This window comes from Methylophilus sp. DMC16 (assembly GCF_056314045.1).
In genome coordinates this window covers 440,032-466,334 of record NZ_JBQUZC010000003.1, presented here as the reverse complement: position 1 = coordinate 466,334, position 26,303 = coordinate 440,032, and the positions used below count along the sequence as shown (strand labels likewise).

Below are 26,303 nucleotides of genomic sequence, written 5' to 3'. Positions count from 1 at the left end.
CAATAAAACAGGCCGTCATTGCACAACAAAAAAGCCGCCACTGCTCGTGACGGCTTTTTTTACAGCAAACGCTGATTTATTGGAAAAGGGTTTTAAGCTGATTCAAACCACCATCGTAAACGCCTTTAATCGCGTCAGAGGCTGCTTTTTCATCTGCAGGCGCTTTTGGCAAGAAATGACTTTCCCACACCACCACAGACTTGCCATCCCCATTGCTATGCACACTCACGGTGGATGCGTAGTCATTCACAGGCAACACGCCATCAGTGATCTTGTAGCCATAGCTTTTTTGTTTTGGATTGTAAGCGGTCAGTGTTTCATTCACTTTGCCGCCATCCTTGAGCGTCAGCACGCGTTTGGCGCCCACGCTGTTATTTTTACCCGCAACGATCTCGGTTTTGGCAACGGCTGGATGCCAGGCACCCAAATCGCCAAAGTCAGAGACTTTTTTCCAGACCACGTCTACCGGCTGATTCAGCTCCACAGATTTAACGACATACAGTGGCTCGGCCGCAAATGCCGTGCTTGAGAGGGCGAACAGACTAGCTAATAATAATTGACGCATGATTTTCTCCTTGTTGTAAATGAAGTACATTGTAAATAAATTGACCATAAATGTATACTATACGGTATAGTATATTTAACACGACAAGCAAAGTCAAACAATAGGATTTATTCCCTGGCTGAAAGTTCTGGGGGTATACAAACTTGTATAGGGTGTTATAATTTTAGGCATGAATGCGCTTAAGCAAAAAATTTTGCAGGTATCGACGGATCTGTTCCAGACGCGTGGTATTAATTCCACGGGGGTAGATACGATTGTGGCTGTCGCAGGCACCACCAAAATGACGCTTTACAAGTATTTTGAAAACAAGGAAGAACTGATCCTGGCTGTACTGCAACAGAGCCACCAGGACTTTCAGGACTGGATGAATGAAAAACTGGGCGGTCTTGGTGGCAGCCCAAATGAAAAAATCCAGAAACTGTTTGAATTTATTGAAGAGTGGGTGACTTCCCCCTCGTTCACCGGGATCGCTTTTATCAAGGCTTCCGCCGAGTTCCCCAATGAAGAAAACCGGATTCATCAGCTGTCTTCGCAACAGTCCCGTGAATTCAGGCAATTTATTACCAAGCTGGCACAAGAAGCCAATATCAAAGATGCCGAAGGCCTGGCGCTGCAACTCTCCATTCTATTTGAAGGTGCCGTACAGGCCGAGCAAATCAAACGCGGCTCAGGCGCCATCAAGTCTGCCAAAAAGGCCGCCAAAACGCTGATTGATCTGGCCATCAAGCAGTCGTGACCACTCTTAGCCGCTCGTAACACTTGCCACACTGCTGGCGCACAGCAATAATAGCCCTACTTTTATCCAACCCCGTATTCACTTCATGAAAATTCTTATTTGCGGCTCACTCGCCTACGACACCATCATGGTGTTCCCTGACCAGTTTAAAAATCATATTCTGGCAGACAAAATCCATAAACTGAGCGTAGCATTTCTGGTCCCAGAAATGCGCCGCGAGTTTGGCGGCACTGCAGGCAATATTGCCTACAACCTGCAATTGCTCGAAGGCCAGCCGCAGATCATGGCGACAACCGGTGATGACTTTGCGCCCTATGAGACATGGCTGAACCAGCATCACATTGATACGCAACACATCAAAGCGATTGCCGGCACCTACACTGCACAAGCATTTATCACCACCGACATGGATGATAACCAGATTACCGCGTTTCACCCCGGGGCCATGCAATACGCACATACCAACAGCGTGAACGACGCCAAAGACATCGCCTTGGCCATCATCGCCCCAGATGGTCGCGATGCCATGTTCCAGCATGCAAAAGAGTGCCATGAGGCCGGGATTCCGTTCATGTTTGATCCGGGCCAGGGCTTGCCGATGTTTAATGGCGAAGAGCTCATGCACTTTATTGAAATGGCTGACTATCTGGCAGTGAACGATTACGAGTCACAAGTCATCCAAGACAAAACAGGGCTCAGTCTGGAACAACTGGCGGCCAAGGTCAAAGCCTTGATTGTGACCTTGGGTAGCGAGGGCTCGCATATTTATGCTGACGGTCAACGCCATGACATTCCGTGCGTTAAAGCAGATAAGGTCGTAGACCCAACAGGGTGTGGCGATGCTTACCGTGCTGGCCTGCTGTATGGCATTGTGCGTGGCTGGGACTGGAAAGCCTGTGGCCGGCTGGCATCTACCATGGGCGCGATCAAGATTGCGAGCCGTGGCGGGCAGAATCATCAGCCGAGCCGGGCCGAGATTGAAAATATTTACAGTCACGCCCTGGTACAGGATGCCCTGAAAGAGGATCCTAGTCTGGGCCAGGCTACCCATTAAAAGAAGCTTGTTCAATATTGGAGAAAAAAATGAAAACACGTGTATTGCAATGGCTTGCTGTCGTATTGGTCACCGGCATTCTGGCCGCGTGCGCGAGCTCTAACTCTGGTAGTGTGTATTCGCGTGATGAAGCACGCAGAGCACAAACGGTGAAAACCGGGGTAGTGGAAAGCGTGCGTGCCGTCAAACTTGAAGGTACCAAGTCCCCCGTCGGCACGATCGCAGGGGGGGCAATTGGTGGGATTGCTGGCAGCTCAGTGGGCGGTGGTCGCGGCAGCGCGATTGCAGCTGTCATTGGTGCCGTCGCCGGCGGCCTGGCTGGTTCAGCCGCCGAAGAAGCCGTCACCCGCAAAAACGCACTGGAAATCACCGTCAAACTGGATGGCGGCGGCCTGGTGGCCATCGTGCAGGAAGCGGACGAACAGTTTAATGCGGGCGACCGTGTACGCATCGTTGAAAACGGCGGCACCTCACGTGTTTCCCACTAACAAAAGCTGGCGTTAAACGCCGCATGGCAACCATCACCTTCTGGGGTGTGGTCATTAAAAAGAGCAGCCTAGGCTGCTCTTTTTATTAGTGCATGGGGCATGTCCGCCACCATAGTCAACGTCACAGAATTGTCATGTCAACGTCACCAATCATTCATGTGACACTTCTAATATCACCCTAAACCTCAACCAAGGAGTCGCGTGATGTTAGAACGCAATTTGCAGGAACATGGCCTGTATCAAGCCGAAATTCAGCCAACGACCGAGAACAACCGTAAAGTCAACTCAACGCTGAGTGTTGCTCTGGCAACAACCGCAGAAGAAATCATGGAAGCGCAACGCTTGCGCTATCAGGTGTTTGCTGAAGAAATGGGCGCGCAGATCAAGAGCCAGAATGGCCTTGATGTAGACGGCTTCGATGCCTTTTGCGATCACTTGCTGGTCCGCGATGATGCCACGCAGCAAGTGGTGGGCACTTACCGCATCCTGAACCCGATGCAGGCCATGCTGGCAGGCGGTTACTACTCTGCCGGAGAGTTTGATTTGAGCCGTCTGGCCCCCTTGTCTGACCGGATGGTAGAAGTGGGCCGTGCCTGTGTGCATGCCGATTACCGCACCGGTGGCACCATCACCATGTTGTGGGCAGGCCTGGCCAAATACATGATGGCCCGCCAGTATGAATACATGATTGGTTGCGCCAGTATTTCCATGCACGATGGTGGCCACACCGCTGCCTCGCTGTTCAACAGCCTGCGCGAAGACTATCTGTCTCCCGCGGAATATCGTGTGTTTCCGCACCATCCATTGCCGATCGAGGCCCTGGATCAGTCACTCGAAGTGACCTGCCCACCATTGGTGAAAGGCTATTTGCGCCTGGGGGCTTATATTTGTGGCGAACCTGCCTGGGATCCGGCTTTTAATACGGCCGATATGCTGGTATTGTTACCTTTATCCAGAATCAATCCCAGATATGCTGCGCATTTCTTGAAATAACTTGCCAAAAACAAATTTTCTTACCTTCTGCTGGCGCACCGCCCGCATTTTTCTCCACACACTCACCGGACTCACATTGGCAACGCTCGTGTTGCCTGTGTGTGGCCGTCGTGGCCGCGAGCAGTTGATTCGCTGGTGGTGTGCCAAACTATTGCGCTGTTTTAACCTACAGTTATCGGTGAGCGGCGTACGCCCGGCGCCGCAGTCCAAGCATGTGCTGTTTGTTGCCAACCATATTTCCTGGTCAGATATCCATGCCTTGAACAGCCTGATTCCAGTGCGTTTTGTCGCAAAAGTTGAAATTAAGGATTGGCCAGTGTTTGGCTATCTGGTCAAAAAGTCTGGCACCATTTTTATTAACCGGACACGCCAACGTGATGCGGCACGCGTGCTGAAAGTAGTCACGCAGGCGATGAAACTGGGGGACAATCTGTGCGTGTTTCCCGAAGGCACCACCACCGATGGACAGCAAGTATTACCGTTTAAAAGTAGCCTGATTCAGGCCGCGATTGATGCAGAGGCAACGGTGATCCCGATTGCGATCCACTATCCCATGCCTGACGGTAGCCCTAACCTGGCGGCAGCGTATGCCGGTGAAACCAGCATGATCGAATCCATGCTGTCTTTTCTGAACATGCAATCACCCAAAGTGCATTTGCATTTTTGTGCGCCGATAGAGGCGCGCCTGCTGGACCGGCAAACGTTAGCCAGCCAGGCAAGAAATGAAATCATGGCGCGCTTACCCTGGGCGACCGTGCCTGAAACCGTCAGCGAACCAGCGGTGCAAAAGCAAGCCTGACTGTGATGGCTCAGCCCATCGTTAGACATATGCCTGCCAGGCCGTTTTAAGCAGCAAAAGCGTTACAACTGCCACAAACACCCGGCGCACCAGCGTGGTTCCATGCTTTAGCGCCAGTGCACTACCTAATAGACTGCCCGCGATATTGGCGGCCGCCATGGCCAAACCCAGTTGCCACCAGACTGCACCGCTCCAGCCCAGCACCGCTAACGTTGCCAGATTCGTACTGGCATTTAACACTTTAGCAGAGGCAGAAGCATGCAAAAAATCCTGGCCGAGAAAACGCACCAGCATAAAAATAAAAAAGCTGCCGGTGCCTGGTCCAAAGAAACCGTCATACCAGCCGATGCTGACCCCAATGGCCAACGCAATCATCCATCGCTGCCGCACGCTGTGGCCCCGGGCCCCCTGTTCGACCCCAAACTGCGGAAACTTGAGCGTATACACCAACACCAGCAACAACACCGCTGGCAATAGCTTGCGCAAAAAATCTGGCGCGACCCAGGTCAAGGTCCACGCCCCCAGGCAAGCACCTAAAAATGCAGCCAGCGTTGCAGGGACTAACCAGGCCCAATCCAGACGCACATGCCGACTATAGCGCCAGGCGGCAACACTGGTGCCAAACACACTGGAACATTTATTGGTGCCAAGCAACAGCACGGGCGCGGTATTCGGAAAGCTGGTTAGCAAAGCGGGGACGGTCACCAGCCCACCGCCGCCCACCATGGCATCCACCACGCCCGCCCCAAAAGCGGCCAGGATCACCCACCAGAGTTCCACCCCCAGCCCCGGACTAATCGCCACCCAGGCCGGGCGGCTGATCACGCGGATCCAACGCCACCTGCGTCGCCTTGCCAGTGTCCAGGGCGTATGCCGTCAGTTCTCGCCCCCATAAACAACCGGTGTCCAGCGCGATCACGCCATGCGCTTGATACAGGCCCAACGCCGACCAGTGCCCACACAGGATGGGCTGCTTGGCCTGGGCGGACTGGCGACCGGCCGCCTGAAACCAGGGCAGATACCCGGCCGGTAGCTCAGACAGTTCGCCTTTGAACGCGAACTCCATCGCGCCGGCCGCATCCACCACACGCATGCGGGTGAGCGCATTGGTAATCGCCCGCAAGCGGTCCATGCCGGTCAAGTCCGCGTGCCAGGCGGCAGGCTGATTACCATACATCTGTTGCAAAAAGCCCAGATAGTCGGGCGATTGCAACACCGCCTCAACCTCGGCAGCCAGCGCCTTGGCTTGCAGCAACGACCACTGCGGATACAAGCCGGCATGTATCATGGCATAGTCATCTTCCAGCACCATCAATGGTTGATGCCGCAACCAGTGCAATAACGCTTCGCCATCCTCGGCTGCCAATAAAGGCGCTAAAGTGTCAAAGCGATGCGGTGGCCGCACGGCGTGTGCGACGGCAATGGCATGCAAATCATGGTTACCCAGCACCACCTTGATATGCTCGCGATGCGCATATAACCAGCGCAATACCGGTAGTGATCCCGTGCCGCGGTTGATCAAATCGCCAACCAGCCACAACTGGTCGCGCCCAGGCGCAAAGTTTAGCTTTGCCAGCAACTGCATAAAAGAATGATAGCAACCTTGCAGGTCGCCAATTGCGTATCTCGCCATGGCTATGCACCTATCTGAAATCGATTTACGGGCACTGCTACACACTCAACTTCCGTCGCGATAAGGCGTTGCTCATCAAGAAATTTCTCCTGCCATATCAACTATATGCAGCATCAAATTTTTTCATGCGCGCCTTGTCTGGCTGAGCGATTTGAAGGTGTAGAAGCGCCCTGACCAATAAAAAAGCCGCTTGAGATTCAAGCGGCTTATCGCAATATTGCTGTTTATTTTTTCAAGCTGGCAGGATCAAATTTTGCCCCTGCCTGATTCGCCATATAGGCCACCGCATCCGCGACTTCGTGGTCAGTCAACTCTGCGTTACCGCCGCGCGCTGGCATGCTACGAATCCCTTCGATGGCATGTTTTACCAAGGTTTCATAGCCTTGTGCAATACGTGGACCCCAGTCACCGGCATTACCGATTTTTGGCGCACCCAAGGCACCCACACCGTGGCAAGCGATACACACGCCTTTAACAATCTCTTCACCGCTCTTTTCAACGTGCGCGCCACCTGCTTCAGCCACGGCCACTGTCGCAACCGGGGCAATATTGGCGAGCACTTTTTGCTCTGCTGCTTCAGCCGCTTCTTTGCTTGGGGCCGCTTTTTCGGCACCAAACACGCCAAAAAGATATGCCAGCAGCGAAACCAGCAATGTGAAAGCAATAATGGCGCCTGGAATGGCAATAATTAACTCTTTAATGCTTGAACTCTGATTGTAACCCGACATATCTGCATCCCGTTGCGTTAGAAAAATTTTCCACGTGATTATAGCGCAGAACCGCCAGACAGGAAACGCGCACCGGTATTTACTGCCATGCAAAACAAACAGCCGGGCTGATTCCCAGACCCGGCTGACATTTGCACAGATAAAACCGTACTACTTTTGTCGACGACGCAACATCGCCAATGAGAGCAAGCCCATCCCCAGCATCGCTGCGGAGCCGGGTTCAGGGACAGCACTGACCTTGAACAAGGAAGTGGTGTTGGAGCTTTCATTCGAAAACGCCAGGAAAATCTGTCCGGCTTTTTCAAACGCAACCAAGCCTTCTGGCGCTTTGTCGCCGTCTGAGACAATCATATCAATAAAGCTGACTTTGGTAGGATCAGTGATATCAAACAGTGCTACGGCCCCTTTCAGGGTTCGCTCCAAACCGATAGCAGCGATGGTACGGCCACCCAGGGTAAACAAGTCCACACCTTCTGGCTCAACCCCTTTGTCGCGGCTACGGGCGTCATCATAAATCCCACGTGCAAAAGCTTCCTTATCAAGGATATCGCCACTGTCGTAAACCAGACTGCCATCGGCATTACGGATGCTGAAAGAACGCGCGCCCGCGGCGTACAGATCGCCTGCAGATGAATCGGTGTTTGATACGCGGATATTGGCCAAATCCCCAGTCGCGCCTAATGAACTGGCATTAGAACGATCACCGTCATCCTCACGGAAATCACCTTCGTTCGCAGTCACCAAGTAGTCCTTGCCAGCAACGTTGTAAGTCGCGATCCCGTCAGGCATGTACAACCCTTTTACGTTGGCGCTAATAAAATTAACGCTACCATTGTTAAGTGGGTCTATGCTGTTACCCGGCAGGCTGAAGTCTTTGGCACCCAAGCCAACCACCTGGGTAAATGAATTGGTGTTCATATCCAAAATGCCGATGGCATTCGCCTCTTGAAGGGTCACGTAAGCCTTGCTGCCATCTGCACTGACGGCAATATACTCAGGCTCATAATCCATGCCAGTATTATTGCGAATATGGCTACCAGAAGTAGGCACTCCAGACAACGTGGCAGTGGCCGCCACGCTACGCTTGGCTACATCAATAATAGTCACGCTACCGACTGGATCATTGGCTGCCGGATTGAATACGCGTGGCACCGTGCTGCCTTTACGTGTGCCATACACATCTGGCGTCCCTTCATTGGCAACCAAAATCTTGCTGCCATCCGGCGTAAAAGTCAGCATATCTGGCAATGCACCGACCGTAAATGTGTTAGTCCCAGACGCAAGGCTTCTGGTTGTGGTGTTATATAACTGCACGATCCCCGGTTGAGTACGTGCACTGTTTTCGATGGCAAATGCCGCCATGCCATTGCTGATGCTGACGCTATTGATGTTACCGAAGCTACTGGTGTCAATATGCTGCACCAGGCTGCCAGTAGCCGCATTCAAAACATCTACGCCTTTGACGCCGGCGACCCATAAAGTATTGGTCATGGCATCAAATGCCGGAATTTCAGACAAATAACCACTCCCACTATGGCTAAAGGTCCATTCTTTGCTAATCTGATAACTGGTTGCAGCCTCAGCCACGCCCATGCTGCCCACTAGCAAGCCGATCATTAAAGTCATTTTTTTCATGTGTATACTCTCCTCAAAAAGTGAGAAAAGCATAGGCATCATGCATGACAAATCCTTGACAGTTAAATGTCAATCAAATGAAAACGGACTAGTCGTTTAAAATCAAACCGCGCTGAAATTACAACCTCGCATAAGCGTAGTTTTGCGGATACACCACTTTTTCCCGTGCATCAGTCCAGATAATGTCGCAGCTATCATCATCCATATGCACCATGCGGCCATTACGGTCTACGCAATACTCACCGCAGACGATGCGCTCAACAATTTCATAGCCCTGCGCAATACGGGTGTAATCAAACAAAATGGAACGAATAACGGTACTGTCGCGCTGGATATGGCAACCCGAGTTAATCCAGGTTGGGCCAACAATGCGGGTATTTTTATCAATCCGGCTACCAGAACCAATATATACCGGCCCCTCAATCTGCGTGTGCTCCCAGTCAATATGCACATTGAGGCCCACCCACACACCCGGTTTCACCTGCGTGCCAGGAATCGGCATCGAAGGGAAGAAGCCTTGCATCATTTGCTGCATCACCAGCCAGTAATCGGTCACCACGCCAATATCAATCCAGTTAAACGGATGCTGGATCGCGTAAAACGGCAACCCTTTTTGCACCAACAAAGGAAACAAGTCCGAGCCAATATCAAACTCGCTACCCGAAGGGATCAAGTCCAGCACCTCCGGCTCAAAAATATAAATGCCGGTGCTCGCCCAGTTAGAGCGCGCCTCCAATTGGCTGGGCTTCTCCTGAAACGAGATAATGCGCCCTTCATTGTTGGTCACCACCACACCATAGCCAGACACCTTGTCCATGGGCACCTGCATGGTCACCAGGCTCGCCAGTGCGCCTTTTTCCTTGTGCTCTTTCACCGCACGCGTAATGTCCAGGTCAATAATCGCATCCCCGCACAACACAATCGTGGTTTCATCAAAAAAGCCGCTAAAGTCCTGAATCTTGCGCATGCCACCGGCTGAGCCCACTGCATGCGGCACCACCTGGCCATCCACAATATCCCCCTCAAACGAGTAGCCGATATTCACGCCAAAACGATGACCATCCTCAAAGTAATCCTGAATCTTTTTGTGCAGATAACTGACATTGACCATAATATCCGCCACCCCATGCAATGCCAGGTGCTCCACCAGATAAGCCATCACCGGCTTGCCCAGCACCGGAATCATCGGCTTAGGCAAATCATAAGTCAGTGGCCGAACGCGAGTGCCCTTCCCCGCAGCTAAAATCATGGCTTTCATCGTGCTATATCCTCATATGTTTAGATTTATCAGCCAAGCATAGTCACGCTCTATGACACGATTATTGCAACCTTTAGTACGCTCCCCGAGTCAAGGCAAGGTGAGCGCTAACCCCCTGCCCGCCAAACGACTGCCGCTTTTTTATAGATGCTTAACTAAAAGCCCAGGCATTTGGGCTATGATTTAAGCGTTTCAAATGCAACCACAAACATAACGCCTGCCCTGCCCCCACATGATTTATTTAAATGTTTTCCTCATTGCCTTCATCGCGTTTGCAATCAGTATGGTTTGCGGCGGCGGAGCAGGCCTGCTACTGATCCCCATTCTAGGCCACGTGCTGCCGGCGTCTCAGGTGCCAGCGGCGCTATCGGTAGGCACCTCAGTGAGTTCACTGACCAAGCTTTATTTGTTCTTCCAGCACATTAACTGGCGCATCGTCAGGCACTTTCTGCCCCTCGCCTTACTGGGGGTGATCGTCGGCGCCTGGCTACTCAGCTACCTGGCCCCGATGTACATCGAGCTGTGCATGGCCATTTTTCTGGTCTGCAACCTGCCCTACCTCTTCAAAAAAGCCGCCGCCCCCAGTGCAGACAAACCCGCGCTATCCAACCACTTTCTTAAATTTATCGGCTTTCTCGCAGGCTTTATCTCCGCCCTCACCGGCGCAGTCGGCGTCTTGTTCAATGGTGTTTACCTCAGATACGGGCTCAGCAAAGAAGAAATCATCGCCACCCGCGCAGCCAATGAGATTTTTCTGCACATCGTCAAACTGGGCCTATATGCCTATTTCGGATTATTTACGCTAAAAGCACTCACCATCGGCATACTGGTCGCCATTGCTGCCGTCGCAGCCACCTATCTGATGAAATACGTGCTGCCTAAAATCTCCATCAGCCTCTTCAGCAAAGTTGGCTACGGTGCCATGGTCCTGTCCGGCGTCTTGTTACTAAACAGCGCCATCCTACGCATTCAAGAGGCTCACGACCCTAACGTACACATCGTCCGCGTATCCAAGGGCTACGACGCCACCTTAAACTGGGATGATTTAATCTATACCATTGAGTTCAAATACGGCGAAGGCTTTGAATTTGAACGAATTATTCCATTCGCAGCACTGGATGCACCAAGACAAGCTTATGTAAACGCGCAGAATATAGGCGCTGACAAAATTGTCATCGAAAAAGTCTATTCCCTCAAAGAAATCGCATACGAAGCTTATTACTACAAAGGCGAAAGCAACTTAATCAAAAAGATCCAGTTTAAATAACAGTGAGCAACGCTTTGAATCAAACACACCTAAAAATTGAGCGGCGACAAGCGAAGCCAGCCGCACTTAATTTGCTATAATGGCAGGATTGCGCCCGTAGCTCAGCTGGATAGAGTATTGGTTTCCGAAGCCAAGGGTCGTGGGTTCGACTCCCGCCGGGCGCACCATCAAAAAAATAAAAGCCAAGATAGTGATTTCTAACTTGGCTTTTTTGTTTCGACTTGGTGCTCTTCTTATAGCTTATAGCTACCCTCCCAACTCTTACTGATCAAGCCTGTCTCTGTATGAAGGCGGATTATCAAGGCTATCTCTAGGCGGCTCTGCTGGAGACACTTTATGCTTGTGAGAATAGGGTTGCCTGGGTTTATAGCCACTACAGACATTTATACAATTTTTATTTTTGGCTTTTTTCAATTTACAGGTTTTTAATACCTGTTTTAATAGACTGAATACCTCGTAACAACATGAAAGAGTGAGGTATGTTTTATTTAATTCCTGATGCACCATTGCAGCATTCGCTTACCAAAGCGCTTTTAAATATCCCATATATTCATTCCAGACGCATCCTACGAACACCTAGACACATAGCCAATCATCTGGACTATATTCGAATGACAGTCACCATTGATGTGCATTTAATGTCTCAATTCCGATTCATCTTAGCCACACAGTTCAAAAACCTAGTGCCTTCTTACAGCGTGAAAACAGTTGACCGTTCCAAACGTGTCAAAATATCTATCAAAGCAGTGTCCGGCTGTGAGCAGAAAATCATGTCAGTGGTCATGCAATTCTTTGAATCTGCCGAGTTTGGCCATTTCACGAAGGAGGTTTGAATCATGGATGGAGACTCTGCTTGTTTGGTATCGCATGGATATGAGAAGGTTAAAGACGTACACTCAGTGGTCATAAACGATAAAACACCACTGGAAGGGATCTGGGTACCCTTGGTAACGCCATTCAAACATGGCGAGCTTGATCTGGATGCATTAAAAACGCTTACGCAACGCATGGTAAATTATGGCGTGCATGGTCTGGTGGTCTGTAGCACCACAGGCGAAATGGGTAGTTTGCGACTAGATGAACAATTACAGATCATCCGAACGGTACAGCAAGTCACGCACCAAAAAATTCCAATTCTAATCGGTCTGCTTGGCACAGATACGCGTGCATTAGTACATCAGGCGCAATTACTAGACTCATTAAACCCTTTTGGCTTTCTGATCGCTCCACCATCCTTTATCAGACCATCCCAAGAAGGCTTGTTCGCTCACTTCAGCGCATTAGCTGACGCCATTTCTTCCAGCATTGTGTTGTATAACATTCCCGCACGTGCTGGCGTTCCGATTCACCTGGAGACAGTGCAGCGTCTCGCAAACAATCCCACCTTTATTGGTATCAAGGAATCCAGCGGCAACTCGGAAACTTTGTACCGCACTATTAAAGAAACCAATCTGCGCGTGATGTGTGGAGACGATAGCCTTATTCTGGATGGATTGCTGCATGGTGCTGCAGGTGCTATCTCGGCTTCTGCACATATCCATACAGAAAGCTTCCTTCGTCTGTACGAGCTTGCTAAACAGCAGAAATGTCGTGAGGCCAGCCAACAATTTGCCCACTTGGAAACACTGATTCATTTATTGTTTAAAGAGCCTAACCCGGCACCTGTGAAAACGTTACTGGGGCATCAAGGATTGATATATCCGGAGCTAAGACTACCAATGACTGATGTGACACCTGCGCTCAAAAAAGAACTGATTCAAGCATTTAGCCTGTCAGAGACAGGCCTTATTCAAGCCGCTTAAGCTGTGTCAGCATCCAGTACCAGCCTGTAGCCAACCGCAATTTCGGTTATAAAATGCTTGGGCTGGGCTGGATCTTCTTCCAGTTTGTTACGCAAATGGCCCATATAAATACGCAAATAGTGCGTATGTTCAACATTAGATGGCCCCCAAACTTCTTTCAATAAGTAACGCTGGGTCAACACACAGCCTGCTGAACGCAATAACACGGTTAATAAACGGTACTCAATCGGCGTCAGCGATACGGGCTGTCCATCCCGATAGACCTGGCGCTTGATAAAATCCACCGTGATACGGCCAAACTTGATATTGGACTGGCTATTATTCTGCTGAACTGTATTGTGCCTTCTCAAATGGGCACGTATTCTGGCCAATAACTCTTCAGAACCAAATGGCTTAGTAATGTAATCATCTGCGCCAGCATCTAGCGCGTTGACTTTATCGTGTTCGTTAGAGCGGGCAGACAGCACAATAATTGGGATAGAACTCCAGGTCCGTACTTCTTGAATCAGTTCAACACCATTCATATCGGGCAATCCCAAGTCAATAATAGCCACCTCAGGCTTTCGCGTGCCAATCTCCACCAAGCCACGCTTGCCATTTTCTGCAGAATAAACCGCAAAGCTCTCTGCTTCCAAAATAATGGTAATGAGGCGACGAATTTGATCTTCGTCTTCAACAACGACGATATTACCCTTTGTATCAGACATCTTTAAATCTCCATTTCACTAACCAGTGGCGGTGTTTTCACAGGTAAGGTGAAAATAAAGGTCGTTCCTTTTTTCGGATTTTTTTCCGCCCAGATTTTGCCACCATGGGCATCAATAATTGCCTTGCAAATTGACAGACCTAACCCTATACCAGGAATGGATGATTCGCTACGGCCACGGGTAAACTTCTGAAAGATGCTGGCCTCCATCCCATCTGGCAATCCTTGACCTTCATCAGTAAATGACACATGGATATGTTGTTTATTTTGCTGTGCCGCAATGATGACCTCTGTGCCAAGCTCGCTGTATTTACAGGCGTTATCTAATAAGTTACTTAATACACGTTCAATCAGAATGGCATCAACAAACAGCAATGGAATATGCTCCATTGGTTTTACTGTCACCCGATGACCTTGCAGTGTCGTTTGCAAGCCATTAATAGCAGAACCGACTATTTCTTCTAGCACATGCCAATCACTGTTTAATTTCACAGTACCGGATTGCAATCTGGCCATATCCAAGAGATTCAAAACCAGATTTTGCATCCGGATCCCTTGGTCATGCAAACCAGCGATCAGCTTATACTCATTGGTTGTTACATCAATAGACTCTTTTAGTTGCCCTGTTGTGGCAATGATGCTGGTTAAGGGAGTTCTTAAATCATGCGAAATTGCGCTCAGCAGAGAGTTTCTTAAACGTTCAGTTTCCATCGAAATAACAGCATCACGAGCAATTTCTACATAGTGTTTACGCTCCAGCGCCAGCCCAATTTGCGAAGCAAAAGTATCTAGCAACTGTCGATGTTCTGGCAGATAGATTTCTTGATTACTGTCTGGTGAAATCGCCAGCACACCGCGGGTACGCATGGGGGCTTTGAGCGGGATATATAAAATTTTGCTTGAGGGTAGAGTGTCTGTACCTAATCCGGCTTGCTGTTGCCTGTCATATGTCCATTGCGCAATGCCCAGATCTACCTCAGGTAATTTTGTTTCCAGCAAAGAGATATCGTTAGACTCCGTAACCTGTGCAATTTGCAATTGTTCATTTGAATCTGGCGTCAGAATGGCTACTTTGGAATTAAACATTCTGGCAACGTGATGAATGCTGACTTCAACAATATGGCTGGTAGTCATGGCTGAGGCTAATTCTTTACCCACTTCATACAATGCCAAACTGCGCTTTTCTCTGTAGTTGGCAATCATTGCCTGCTTGCGCAAACTGGAGGTCAGATTGCTGATTACTAAAGCCACTGAAAGCATAATGGCAAACGTGAGCAAGTATTGGGTATCCGAAACAGTAAAAGAAAAACGAGGCGGCACAAAGAAGAAATCAAAAATAGACACGCTCAAGAATGAAGCAGCAATACCTGGGCCTCTTCCATAACGAATAGAAATCAGCATCACGCCAAGCAGATACAGCATGATGATATTTGCCAATTCAAAATAAAGCAGCAAGACGCTGGCTACTAGTGAAGTAATGGCGCTGATGACGACCGCCCAGACATAACCTTGCCGCTTCTGGTTGTTAAAGTGCGCACTCATGCTTAATGCACTCAGTTTTGATCTTTTATGTTTGGATGATCTTTCCCTGCCCTTCATCACGATATGCACATCAATATCTGTAGCTGCTTTTGCCAGTGCATCACTGACACTAGGTTGGAAAAAGCGTGACAAAATTGATCGGGTTGGCTTCCCTATAACAATGCGTGAGACATTATGGCTAAGTGCATATTCCAATAACTTGTCGGTCACTGAGTCGCCGCTAAGATTGGCAGTTGTGGCGCCTAGTGATTGTGCCAATCTGAGCAATTCGGTAATTTCCTTGCGCGCTGCTATGCTGATATTTTGCAATGCAGGCGTTTCGATATAAGCCACCAGCCAGTCAGCCTTCAGGCTTTGTGCCAGTCGAGCTGCAGTGCGGATCAGGCTCTCAGATTCTTTGTTGGGACCAATACCAACTAAAATACGCTCATTAGCCTGCCAGATATCCTGTATCGATTGATCCTGGCGATACTCCTGCATCTGTGCATCAACGCGGTCTGCTGTACGCCTTAATGCCAGCTCACGTAAAGCAATCAGATTGCCTTTACGGAAGAAGTTTTTAAGTGCTTTTTGCGCTTGCTCCGGGATATAAATCCGGCCGTCGTCCAAACGCTGTAATAATTCTTCTGGAGGCAAATCGATGAGTACCACTTCATCGGCTAAATCAAACACGCTATCCGGAATGGTCTCTTGTACCTTTACACCGGTGATTTGAGCTACGATATCATTCAGGCTTTCGATATGCTGCACATTGACAGTGGTATACACATCAATGCCAGAAGACAATAACTCTTCAACATCTTGCCAGCGTTTCTTGTGTCTTGAGCCTTCTACATTCGAGTGAGCTAATTCATCTACCAGAATCACGGTTGGGTGAATACGCAACGCTTCATCAATATCAAACTCGTTAAGAGTTTTATTCCGATAGGGAATTTCCTTCAGTGGCAAACATCGCAGACCTTCCACTCTTAAAGCAGTCTCTGAGCGGCCATGTGTTTCGATGACACCAACGAGTACATGTACATGTTCCCGTTGCAAGGCATGCGCGGCATTCAGCATGGCGCATGTTTTACCGACACCAGCCGAACTACCAAAGAAGACTTTTAATTTGCCTCTAAGGCTTTTCCGGTTTTCAAGATCAAGCTGCTTAAGCAATTGATCTGGATTAGGGCGCACCACAGTTTTATTCATTTATCACAGCTTGTATGGGAAGGTGATGCTATCAGTGTAAAGGATGCAAGCCATGCACGCCATTTCCCGGCAAAGACAAAATAATCCTGACGGTCACTTTGTCTACCAACACAGTAGGCACATCAAAAATCATCTGTGTTTTACCATTCAATACACCATTGTCTAAAGTAAAAATATGAATATGCTCACCACATGTCGCAAAAAACACTTTTTTAACCAAATCGACACATTCTTTTTGAGCATAGAGCTCTATCGAGGTGGTTGGCTTGCGCTCAACAGTTCTCTGAGCTTGTTTTGGAAATAGCTGAAACATCATCTACCTCTAGGAGCGGTTGATTTCATCCAGTGCCAGGTTAAGCTGGAGCACATTGACACGCTGTTCACCAAAGATTCCCCATTGACGACCCACCACATGTTTCATGACTAATGTTTTCACAGTTTCGTTATCCATCTGCCTGGCTTTCGCGACTCTTTCTACCTGATATAAAGCAGCTGCTGGGCTGATTTCCGGGTCCAGGCCGCTGCCTGAGGTTGTAATCAGGTCTACAGGGACTGGATGATTGCTATGTGTAGCGGCCTGTTGAATTTTTACACGCTCGCTCACTGCTTTTGTCAAGGCAGGGTTTAACGGGCCTAAATTAGAGCCGGATGAAGCTGCCGCATTATTTGGGTATGGGCTAGTAGCAGAAGGTCTGCCCCAGAAATACTTTTCGTCGCTGAAGTTCTGGCCGATCAGGGCTGAACCAATCACTTTGCCATTTTTTTTAATCAACGAGCCTTCAACCTGTTCAGGAAAAAATGTTTGACCTATGCCTGTGACCAATAGTGGATAAGCCACACCAGTGACCAAGGTCAGGCTGAGAAACATTACTAGAGAGACATGTACTATATTTTTCATGAAATTCACCTTTCAACTCACTAGACAATGCCAATTGCAACTAGCAAGACATCGATGGCTTTAATGCCGATAAACGGGACGATAATGCCGCCTAGCCCATAAATCAGCATGTTTCTTCGTAATAATGCTGCCGCGCCTATGGCACGATAGGCCACGCCATTAAGGGCCAGAGGAATCAAAACAACAATAATCAGGGCATTGAAAATCACTGCAGATAAGATGGCAGAGTTGGGGGAGCCAAGATGCATCACGTTGAGTGCAGCTAATGCTGGATAAGTGCTGGCAAAAGCAGCTGGAATAATTGCAAAATACTTTGCAATATCATTAGCGATACTGAAAGTGGTCAGCGAGCCACGCGTCATCAGCATTTGCTTACCGATCTCAACGATCTCAATCAGTTTGGTCGGGTTTGAGTCCAAGTCAACCATATTACCGGCTTCTTTTGCTGCCTGTGTACCTGTATTCATTGCTACAGCGACATCGGCCTGCGCCAATGCTGGTGCATCGTTGGTACCATCGCCGGTCATGGCAACCAGTTTGCCTTCAGCCTGATGGTCACGAATCAACTGTAATTTCGCTTCGGGGGTTGCTTCAGCCAGAAAATCATCTACCCCTGCCTCTGCAGCAATAGATGCAGCCGTTAAACGGTTGTCGCCGGTGATCATCACGGTTTTGATGCCCATATTGCGCAATTCGGCAAAGCGCTCTTTGATACCACCTTTGACGATATCTTTCAGCTCGACTGCACCTAACACCTTTGCATCATCTGCGACGACCAGTGGCGTGCTACCACGCTTGGCAATATCGTCCACAATCCGAATCAATTCATCAGGATATGCACCACCCAGGCTAACGACATGCTGTTTGATCGCACTTGCTGCACCTTTGCGGATTTGGCGTTCACCCAGATTGATTCCACTCATTTTGGTATGTGCTGAGAAAGGCACTAACACTGCACCTAAGGATTGCATATCTCGTTCGCGGATAGCGAATTTGTTTTTAGCCAATACGACAATACTGCGGCCTTCAGGTGTTTCGTCAGCTAGCGAAGACAACTGAGCGACATCCGCCAAAGCTTCTTCGGTAATTCCACTAATAGGGAAAAAGGCTGAAGCCTGACGGTTACCTAGCGTGATGGTTCCGGTTTTATCCAGCAGCAACACATCCACGTCACCTGCAGCTTCCACCGCCTTACCAGACACAGCAATCACATTGGCTTGCAACATGCGGCTCATACCGGCAACGCCAATCGCAGACAGCAGTCCGGCAATCGTGGTCGGGATCAGACAGACCAACAAAGCTACTAGCACGACGATAGAAACAGGTTCACCTGCACCTATTGCATTGACGCTGAAGATCGACATAGGCAACAAGGTTACTGTGGCCAGCAAGAAAACAATCGTCAACGACACCAGTAAAATGGTCAATGCAATTTCATTGGGTGTTTTCTGACGCGTAGCACCTTCTACCATGGCAATCATACGGTCTAAAAATGCTTCGCCCGGATTGACGGTAACGCGTACTACAATCCAGTCAGACAGTACCTGTGTACCACCAGTGACAGCACTAAAGTCACCACCGGACTCACGGATCACTGGTGCAGATTCACCGGTAATCGCGGCTTCATTCACTGAAGCAATCCCTTCAAGCACTTCACCATCGGCTGGAATCGTATCACCTGCTTCAACCAACACAATATCGTCTTTGCGCAGTGACAGACTATCCACTAGACTGACCTTGGCCGACTTGCTAGCGCTGGCCAGTTTTTTGGCAGGCACGTTCTTCTTGGAACTACGCAAACTGGCTGCCTGAGCTTTGCTCTTACCTTCAGCAATTGCCTCGGAAAAGTTGGCAAAAATCACAGTGAACCACAGCCATAGACTGATCAAACCAGCAAAGCCTGACTGCGTATTCACTTCGGAGAACAATCCGGCAAAGAACAAAGCTGTGGTCAGGATGCTGCCCAGGTACACCACAAACATCACCGGATTGCGCCATTGCACCTGTGGTGCCAAACGCAGGATGGACTGAACGAATGCCGTTTTCAGTTGATCCATCTTCGGTAAGTTGCTAACAGTATTTGTAGCCATCAATTTACTCACTCTCTTACTTTCTTAGGGTCGCATTAGTGTTGTGAAAACAACATCAAATGCTCAATGCCTGGACCTAGTGCTAGCGCTGGGATATAGGTCAATGCCCCTACCAGAATCACTGCACCGATCAACAGGCCGATAAACAGCGGTCCATGCGTAGGCAAAGTACCTAAGCCCGGTTTAATGCGTTTCTTGGTAGCCAATGAACCGGCAATCGCAAGCACTGGCACAATGATGCCAAACCGGCCAAACCACATGGCAAATGCAAGCATGAAGTTATAAAACGGGGTGTTGGCAGATAACCCGGCAAAGGCGCTGCCATTGTTATTGGCTGCAGATGAGTAGGCATAAAGAATTTCACTCAAGCCATGCGCCCCTGGGTTAGCAATACCAGCAAGACCTGGTTCAACCACCACCGAAATTGCCACTCCGATCAGTACCAACAATGGCGTTACCAGAATAATCAGTGCTGACATTTTCATTTCGAACACTTCGATTTTCTTACCTTGGTATTCAGGTGTGCGACCTATCATCAGCCCGGCTACAAACACGGCGATCACGGCATAAATCAGCATGGTGTACAAACCGGAACCGACACCACCAAACACTACTTCGCCCAATTGCATCAACCACATCGGCATCATGCCGCCAATAGGTGTAAAGGAATCATGCATGGCGTTCACTGCGCCACAGGATGCAGCGGTGGTGATCGTGGCAAATAAGGCTGATGTCACGATACCGAAACGTGTTTCTTTTCCTTCCATATTGCCACCAGGCTGTTGCAAGGTAGAGGTAGTATCCGCACCGACACTGGTCAACAGAGGGTTGCCGATCAATTCAGAACGAATCGTCACGCCAGCCATGACCACGAACATGATGGCCATTGCACCGAATACAGCCCAGCCTTGCCTGCGATCACCCACCATCATGCCAAAGGCATAGCACAATCCAGCCGGGATCAGAAAGATGACCAGCATCTGAATAAAGTTAGTCAGCGGGGTAGGGTTTTCAAACGGGTGTGCAGAGTTGGCGTTAAAGAAACCACCGCCGTTGGTGCCCAGCATTTTGATTGCTTCCTGCGAGGCAACAGGACCCATGGCAATATGTTGTGTCTGAGTTGTTGCCTGCTCGGTCATCTCGCTACCTGCAACGGCCACTTCATATTGGGTTGTTTCAACGGTTCGTGCATCGACATAAGGGTTGAAGTTCTGGATCACCCCTTGTTGCATGAAGATTGTCGCCAGCACTAATGAAGCAGGCATTAACAAATACAAGGTGGAGCGAGTCAAATCTACCCAAAAGTTACCGATGCGGTCAGTGTTGCTTCTGGCAAAGCCGCGAATCAATGCAATCACAACTGCAATACCTGTTGCTGCAGAAACAAAGTTCTGAACAGACAAGCCTATCATCTGCGTGAAATAGCTCATGGTAGTTTCACCGCTGTAACCTTGCCAGTTAGTGTTGGTGACAAAACTCACTGCCGTGTTGAAGGCAGAATCCCAAGTCACGTTGGCAAGTTTTTCCGGGTTGAGTGGCAGCCATGCCTGCAATATTTGCAACAAGAAAACAAACAGGACACCGATTGCATTAAACGCTAACAAAGCCAATGCATAAGCTTTCCAGTTCATTTCGATTTTGTGGTCTATGCCGGATAAGCGGTAAATCAGGCGTTCTGGTGCGCCTAGCCATTTGTGATCCTGCAAAGATCGTGTTTCCATGACCTTGTATATCAGCTGTCCTGCTGGCTTGGTCAGCAACAGCAACACGAGCATATACAAACCAACTTGTATAAATCCATTCGTGAACATGTTAAAAGCGCTCCGGATTGATAAGGGCGTAAATGAGATATACAAACAGGAACGCTGCTGTGACTCCGCTAATGATGTAAATCATGCTCAGTACCTCCTTAATTTCTAAAACGTCAAAAACAACTTTTGACACCTGAGTCAGGTTACGCCTTCGAAAATAAAGAAGTTGTAATGAAAAAATGCTGGCGTATAAAAAATGTATAAATACACCAGCAAGTGCGGGAGAATCGGAGTTTTAGAAACTCTCTTAGAAGGAAATGGCAAGTAAGGTAGTAGCCATCAGACTGAATCGCCACTAATTTGTAGACTCTGTTCAGCCGATTGATTGAACAGCCTTTCACAGTTAGTGGAGATCCCGAGTGAAAAAACTCGATAGATCACTCGAACCCGTGCCTCTGCTTTTATAAATTAACTGTTCAAACAAGCTCGACTTCAACGAGATTATCGCTAAACGTATTTGAGTGGCCCATGTCACCATACTCGGCTGAGCTGATACAGTTCACCGTCCCCTTGTTGAGTTGGCGCCAATAGCCCAGAGTAGCGACCACGATGCCGGGATTCACATCAGTAGTGACACGGGCGACCGCTTCAAAAGCGCCTCTTTCGTTATAGGTTTTGACCATCATGCCATCCTGCACATCGCGTGCGAGTGCATCTACCGGGTTGATCATCAGGTATTGCTCACCTTGCACACGGAGTTTGGATTCCATATTTGCGTATGAGGAATTGATAAAGCCATGGCTTTTTGGGGAGATGATGTTTAAAGGAAACCTGGCTGCCAGCGCTGCGTTGGTATCAGGCGCTTCCCGACTGGGCACATAGGCTGGCAATGGGTCTAACTCTTCGCCTGGTTGAAAACCGTCATACATCTGCCTGAAGGGGCCTGCGACAAAATTCTTGGCGTCTTCGACCATGAACATGCATTTACCGGTCGGGGTGGGGAAATTGCCCTCACGATGCGGGGCGCGGTCGTCTTTGGTGCCGACATTGAGTCTTGCAAACCCGTGCTCACGCATGTAGTTGAGGTCTATGCCTTTGCAGGCGGGTGAATTCCAATCTACATAGTTTTCAAGACATTCGCTGTCACTCCATTTGAAATTGTCTTCTTCGAAGCCCAAACGCTGGGCCAAGCGGCGGAATATTTCATTATTGGGTAAGGCTTCGCCGGGTGGCTCTATGCATTTGGTGTTGTAGGTGAGGTATAAATGTCCCCAGGATAAGATCATGTCTTCCTGCTCTGCACCCATGGCGGCGGGCAAGACAATATCTGCATACGACGCCGTATCTGAAATGAAATGATCGGCAACGATGGTAAACAGGTCTTCCCGCTTAAGCCCTTCGATGACCTTGTCAGTTTCGGGCGATTGGGTGACCGGGTTGGTATTCCACACCATGACAGACTTAATGGGCACTTCTAACGGCGTTTCGCCAAGCAGCGCCCTGCCCAATTGCAGGATATTAACGACGGGCGTGCCTTCAGGAATGAGGTCCGGCCTGCAAATCACGTCAAACTTGTAAGGATGCTCCCAGACAGGGAATTGCAGTGCACCGCCGCCGACATGACGCCAGGCACCAATGAGGGCGGGTAAAGAGGTCACGGCGCGAATGGCCTGACTGCCGCCATAACTGCGTTCCAGCGCGACGCCAATGCGGATGGCGGCTGGCGGCGTGGTCGCATATTCGCGGGCAAATAACCGAATCTGGTCAGCGGGGATGCCTGTGATGTCAGCTGCCCATTCCGGCGTGCAGGGTTTAGCTCTTTCCGCCAGCTCGGCATAACCCACGGTATATTTCTCAACATAGTCATGGTCAACCAAGTCTTCTGCAATGATCACGTGCATCATCGCCATCGCCAGCGCGCCATCGGTGCCAGGTTTAGGGGCAATATGCCAATCGGCTTCTTTTGCGGTTTTGGAGGCGAAAGAATCTACCACCACGACTTTGGCCCCTCTTTTTTGGGCGTCTTTAATAATGTGCCAGTGATGCAGATTGGTGGAGACAGAGTTACAGGCCCAGATGACGATGAAATTGGCATGGATAAAACTTTCGGGGTCCACGCCTGCGGTCGGCCCGACGGTCAGCAACCAGGCCGTGCAAGACCCTTCACCACAAAAGGTTCTTTCGCAAACGGTGGCGCCCAGCCGGTTGAAAAAGGCATCACCGCCGTTGAGGCCATGCACCAATCCCTGATTACCTAAATAACTCACAGGCAATATGGCGCGTGGACCATCTTCTTTAATCAATGCCTGCCAGCGATCAACAATCGTATCCAGGGCTTCATCCCAGCTGATGCGCTCAAACTGATTGGTCCCTTTGGGCCCTACCCGCTTCATGGGATACAGCAGACGGTTGGGGTGATAATGCCGCTTTTCGTAATCTTTTAATTTGACGCATAACCCGCCTCGCGTCATCGGATGATCAGGGTTACCTGAAACTGAAATCAGCTCGCCGTTTTTGACATGAAACTGCATCGCGCAAGTATCAGGACAATCATGCGGACAACCACCATGAAAGGTTTGGACTACATCTGCAACATCATTCATATGACACTCCAAGCGCACTGTTATATGCCGTCATGTTTTAAAAAGAATCAATGCAAGACAGGTCTGTCTATTCTAAATACTATACCCCTTAGCATGGAAATACAATGCTGCTGGATATTGATACTTTTTGTTCTTAAAGCGGATCATCGCCTGCAGATAAAAAGTTTGAACATGGGTTGCATGAATCGCTATTCAAACTCGATATAATCGTTCTAGGCGATACACAAACAAAATCAATTGTGTTTTCCCAGCGCCCCAATTTATGAATCGCCGCTTATTTTTAAGACTCAATCAATGCAAACCGCCACCCTGCGTGACTTAACCCAGCACTTTAGCCAACACGGTCGACTGGAAACCATTTACCTTCGTCCAGATCGCGGCCAGCCTTGTTTGTCACCCAATCAAGCCTTAGCGATAGCAAACCGTGGATTGCAAGGGGATAGAGCCAGCTTGCGCGCGTCATCACAAGCGAATGGCAGCAAACGGCAAGTAACCTTGCTGCAAGCCGAGCATTTACCGGTGATTGAGGCACTCACGGGGCGGGCGCAGGTCGATCCGGCGGTGCTCAGGCGCAACCTGATTGTCTCCGGGCTCAATCTGCTGGCGGCTAAATCACTGTTTAAAGATCAGCCCTTGCATCTATTGATAGGTGAAGTGGTGCTGGAGGTGACTGGCCCTTGTGAGCCATGCTCACGTATGGAGCAGGTGCTGGGGACAGGCGGTTACAACGCCATGCGTGGTCATGGCGGGGTCACGGCACGGGTTTTAAAAAGTGGGATACTGCAGCGAGGAGACCCGGTGCGGGTGATGGTCGCTGAGTCTGCAACAGATGCGCCGTTGCAATCGTCTTTGAGCTTCTAGCAGAAGCAGCCCGCAAAATTACTTTTTCCTGACTTGTCTTCGCCGTCTCCCCCCCTGACTTAGCCCGCTTCAATCCCCCGCGTTGAATCAGGGGTTGATACATTTCGTGACAAAATCTTTTGCACAATAATCGCACCAATTGTTAGATTAGCTGCCTAGCAAATGCAGCACTCAATGCGGTGATGCAAGGTTACGCCCTGTAAACAGATATCACAGTGAGCCCCACCCCAATTACAAACAACTCCCGTTTGCGATTTGGAATTTTCTTTTTCTGGAAAACCAGAATCGGGGGATGGGCGCGATAAAATGCAAGTCGCGGGGGTGAATGATTGACCGCATGAAGAGATGTTTGTATTTTCAACGTTGAGCAAGCATATTGAGTCGGCTATGTCTAATAAAAAAGCGCTATTGAACACTGCAATAGGACTGATTGCCCTGGGATTGGCACTCTGGTTCTGGAAACATTCGCGTACCGAGCAAGGGGCTGAGGTGCCCCAGGCCGAGGCGCAAGCTGGGCAAGGGCATGGTCGCGGACACGGTGGCCATCATGGCCCAGGGGGAGAAAAGCCCACGCCAGTGACAGCGGCCACGGTAACGGTTGCCGATATTCCGGTGACACATACGGCGCTGGGGACGGCGATTCCGTCTGCGGTGGTGACGGTGACCAGCCGCGTGGCCGGGCAATTGATTCAAGTGGCTTTTCAGGAAGGTCAGCTGGTCAAGCAAGGGCAGTTATTGGCGAAGATTGATCCGCGTCCGTTTGAAACGGCGCTGGGGCAGATTCAGGGGCAGGCGGTGCGTAACCAGGCCTTGCTCAAAAACAGCCAGATTGATTTGGAGCGCTATAAAACCCTGCAAGCGCAAGACTCGATTGCCTCGCAGCAAGTAGACTCACAAGCCTCGCTGGTGCAGCAATATCAGGGCACGGTGCAGGCCGACAAAGCCTCGGTGGAAAACGCCAGGTTACAGCTCAGTTTTACCAACATCACCGCGCCGATCAGCGGCCGTATTGGCTTGCGCCAGGTCGATAGCGGCAACAATATTGACACCACCAGCCCGATTGCGGTGATTAATGCGATTCATCCTATCCATGTGGTGTTTACGCTGCCGGAAGACCGCATCACGCGCCTGGTGGCACAAAGCCAGTCAAGCGCTGGCTTGCACAAACTCAAGGTAGAAGCGTGGGACAAAGGCAATACGCGGCGGTTGGCCAGCGGGGTGCTTGAGAGTATTGATAACCAGATTGATACGACTTCGGGCACACTTAAGCTCAAGGCGGCCTTTGCCAACGAGGACGACCACCTGTTTCCTAACCAGTTTGTGAATGTGAAACTGTTTAGCGAGACGATTCCGCATGCCAGCGTGATCCCGATCAATGCCTTGCAGCAAGGGCCGGACGGCGCTTTTGTGTATAAAATTGTGCCCGATACCAACGGCGAAAAAGTGGTGTTGCAAGCGGTGACCGTGGGGCATACCGACGCAGAAATCGCGGCCATTACCAAGGGCTTGCAGCCGGGTGACCGGGTGGTGAGCAGCGGCATTGATAAACTCAAGCAAGACGCCAAAGTGCGGGTCAAGGACCCGAATCACGCGCTGGATCCGGCTGAGCAGGCGGACCCAACGCCGGCCAGTGCTAGCGCTGACGGACAAGCATCCAAGCATAGACGTCGCGCGGCAGCCGGGGCATAAGCGGCACGCCTGAC

The 26,303-nt window shown here is 49.8% G+C and carries 24 protein-coding genes and 1 tRNA gene; 11 read left to right on the top strand and 14 right to left on the bottom strand.

From position 1 onward, the window contains the following. Positions 1–76 precede the first annotated feature (76 nt). Positions 77–565: an SRPBCC family protein gene (locus ACT53D_RS13715; RefSeq protein ID WP_313987137.1), complete on the bottom strand. Its 489-nt coding sequence runs from the start codon at positions 563–565 to the stop codon at positions 77–79. A gap of 169 nt (positions 566–734) precedes the next feature. Here ACT53D_RS13715 and ACT53D_RS13710 point away from each other — a divergent pair, with 169 nt between their 5' ends. From ACT53D_RS13710 to ACT53D_RS13690, 5 genes are all read left to right on the top strand, one after another. Continuing rightward, a complete protein-coding gene (locus tag ACT53D_RS13710) occupies positions 735–1,301 on the top strand; it encodes a TetR/AcrR family transcriptional regulator (protein ID WP_194749446.1) in 567 nt (188 codons plus the stop codon). Positions 1,302–1,386: 85 nt separating this feature from the next. Next, complete coding sequence (locus ACT53D_RS13705; RefSeq protein WP_476156714.1) at positions 1,387–2,355, top strand: carbohydrate kinase family protein; 969 nt, start codon at positions 1,387–1,389, stop codon at positions 2,353–2,355. Positions 2,356–2,384: 29 nt separating this feature from the next. After that, positions 2,385–2,843 carry an outer membrane lipoprotein gene (locus ACT53D_RS13700; RefSeq protein ID WP_194749444.1) on the top strand — a complete coding sequence of 153 codons (459 nt, stop codon included), beginning with the start codon at positions 2,385–2,387 and terminating at the stop codon, positions 2,841–2,843. Positions 2,844–3,047: 204 nt separating this feature from the next. Beyond that, a complete protein-coding gene (locus ACT53D_RS13695) occupies positions 3,048–3,836 on the top strand; it encodes a GNAT family N-acetyltransferase (RefSeq protein WP_194749443.1) in 789 nt (262 codons plus the stop codon). A gap of 76 nt (positions 3,837–3,912) precedes the next feature. Next, a complete protein-coding gene (locus ACT53D_RS13690) occupies positions 3,913–4,635 on the top strand; it encodes a lysophospholipid acyltransferase family protein (RefSeq protein WP_275356734.1) in 723 nt (240 codons plus the stop codon). A 21-nt stretch (positions 4,636–4,656) separates the two neighbouring features. Here ACT53D_RS13690 and ACT53D_RS13685 read toward each other — a convergent pair whose 3' ends face one another. From ACT53D_RS13685 to ACT53D_RS13665, 5 genes are all read right to left on the bottom strand, one after another. After that, positions 4,657–5,460 carry a sulfite exporter TauE/SafE family protein gene (locus tag ACT53D_RS13685; protein ID WP_476156711.1) on the bottom strand — a complete coding sequence of 268 codons (804 nt, stop codon included), beginning with the start codon at positions 5,458–5,460 and terminating at the stop codon, positions 4,657–4,659. Beyond that, complete coding sequence (locus tag ACT53D_RS13680; RefSeq protein ID WP_476156709.1) at positions 5,429–6,268, bottom strand: symmetrical bis(5'-nucleosyl)-tetraphosphatase; 840 nt, start codon at positions 6,266–6,268, stop codon at positions 5,429–5,431. Before ACT53D_RS13680 ends, ACT53D_RS13685 begins: the two co-directional genes overlap by 32 nt. 224 nt (positions 6,269–6,492) lie before the next feature. Beyond that, complete coding sequence (locus tag ACT53D_RS13675) at positions 6,493–6,996, bottom strand: c-type cytochrome (RefSeq protein ID WP_194749441.1); 504 nt, start codon at positions 6,994–6,996, stop codon at positions 6,493–6,495. 150 nt (positions 6,997–7,146) lie between these two features. Then, the gene (locus ACT53D_RS13670) at positions 7,147–8,631 is read right to left on the bottom strand and encodes a choice-of-anchor I family protein (RefSeq protein WP_476156707.1); all 1,485 of its coding nucleotides are present in this window, start codon (positions 8,629–8,631) and stop codon (positions 7,147–7,149) included. Between the two features lie 118 nt (positions 8,632–8,749). Next, on the bottom strand, positions 8,750–9,889 hold the full coding sequence (locus ACT53D_RS13665; RefSeq protein ID WP_313987117.1) for a nucleotidyltransferase family protein: 1,140 nt from the start codon (positions 9,887–9,889) through the stop codon (positions 8,750–8,752). Between the two features lie 232 nt (positions 9,890–10,121). Between ACT53D_RS13665 and ACT53D_RS13660 the strand changes: the two genes are divergently transcribed. The 4 genes from ACT53D_RS13660 to dapA all read left to right on the top strand — a co-directional run bounded on the left by ACT53D_RS13660 (position 10,122) and on the right by dapA (position 12,958). Then, positions 10,122–11,156 carry a sulfite exporter TauE/SafE family protein gene (locus ACT53D_RS13660; RefSeq protein ID WP_476156705.1) on the top strand — a complete coding sequence of 345 codons (1,035 nt, stop codon included), beginning with the start codon at positions 10,122–10,124 and terminating at the stop codon, positions 11,154–11,156. Positions 11,157–11,246: 90 nt separating this feature from the next. Further along, positions 11,247–11,323, top strand: a tRNA-Arg gene (locus ACT53D_RS13655). A 312-nt stretch (positions 11,324–11,635) separates the two neighbouring features. Continuing rightward, a complete protein-coding gene (locus ACT53D_RS13650) occupies positions 11,636–11,989 on the top strand; it encodes a hypothetical protein (protein ID WP_379073654.1) in 354 nt (117 codons plus the stop codon). 3 nt (positions 11,990–11,992) lie between these two features. Further along, complete coding sequence (gene dapA / locus ACT53D_RS13645) at positions 11,993–12,958, top strand: 4-hydroxy-tetrahydrodipicolinate synthase (RefSeq protein ID WP_476156703.1); 966 nt, start codon at positions 11,993–11,995, stop codon at positions 12,956–12,958. Here the strand turns inward: dapA and kdpE are convergent. From kdpE to ACT53D_RS13605, 8 genes are all read right to left on the bottom strand, one after another. Continuing rightward, the gene (kdpE, locus tag ACT53D_RS13640; protein ID WP_476156701.1) at positions 12,955–13,665 is read right to left on the bottom strand and encodes a two-component system response regulator KdpE; all 711 of its coding nucleotides are present in this window, start codon (positions 13,663–13,665) and stop codon (positions 12,955–12,957) included. The two genes, dapA and kdpE, sit on opposite strands and share 4 nt — an antisense overlap. Positions 13,666–13,667: 2 nt before the next feature. Then, entirely contained in the window at positions 13,668–16,397 is a 2,730-nt protein-coding gene (locus tag ACT53D_RS13635) for a DUF4118 domain-containing protein (RefSeq protein ID WP_476156699.1), read from the bottom strand. Between the two features lie 31 nt (positions 16,398–16,428). Further along, a complete protein-coding gene (locus tag ACT53D_RS13630) occupies positions 16,429–16,713 on the bottom strand; it encodes a hypothetical protein (RefSeq protein WP_476156697.1) in 285 nt (94 codons plus the stop codon). 6 nt (positions 16,714–16,719) lie between these two features. After that, entirely contained in the window at positions 16,720–17,295 is a 576-nt protein-coding gene (gene kdpC, locus ACT53D_RS13625) for a potassium-transporting ATPase subunit KdpC (RefSeq protein WP_476156695.1), read from the bottom strand. 20 nt (positions 17,296–17,315) lie between these two features. Further along, on the bottom strand, positions 17,316–19,352 hold the full coding sequence (kdpB, locus tag ACT53D_RS13620) for a potassium-transporting ATPase subunit KdpB (RefSeq protein ID WP_476156693.1): 2,037 nt from the start codon (positions 19,350–19,352) through the stop codon (positions 17,316–17,318). A gap of 68 nt (positions 19,353–19,420) precedes the next feature. Beyond that, on the bottom strand, positions 19,421–21,196 hold the full coding sequence (gene kdpA, locus ACT53D_RS13615; protein WP_379073640.1) for a potassium-transporting ATPase subunit KdpA: 1,776 nt from the start codon (positions 21,194–21,196) through the stop codon (positions 19,421–19,423). A 1-nt stretch (position 21,197) separates the two neighbouring features. Next, entirely contained in the window at positions 21,198–21,281 is an 84-nt protein-coding gene (kdpF, locus tag ACT53D_RS13610; RefSeq protein ID WP_379073774.1) for a K(+)-transporting ATPase subunit F, read from the bottom strand. A gap of 331 nt (positions 21,282–21,612) precedes the next feature. Continuing rightward, the gene (locus tag ACT53D_RS13605) at positions 21,613–23,739 is read right to left on the bottom strand and encodes a molybdopterin-containing oxidoreductase family protein (RefSeq protein ID WP_476156691.1); all 2,127 of its coding nucleotides are present in this window, start codon (positions 23,737–23,739) and stop codon (positions 21,613–21,615) included. Positions 23,740–24,033: 294 nt separating this feature from the next. On the opposite strand from ACT53D_RS13605, the gene ACT53D_RS13600 reads away from it, so the two are divergent. Together ACT53D_RS13600 and ACT53D_RS13595 are read left to right on the top strand one after the other, a co-directional pair. After that, entirely contained in the window at positions 24,034–24,600 is a 567-nt protein-coding gene (locus ACT53D_RS13600; RefSeq protein ID WP_476156689.1) for an MOSC domain-containing protein, read from the top strand. Between the two features lie 387 nt (positions 24,601–24,987). Further along, positions 24,988–26,289, top strand: a complete 1,302-nt coding sequence (locus ACT53D_RS13595) for an MdtA/MuxA family multidrug efflux RND transporter periplasmic adaptor subunit (RefSeq protein ID WP_476156687.1) — start codon at positions 24,988–24,990, stop codon at positions 26,287–26,289. Positions 26,290–26,303 lie beyond the last annotated feature (14 nt).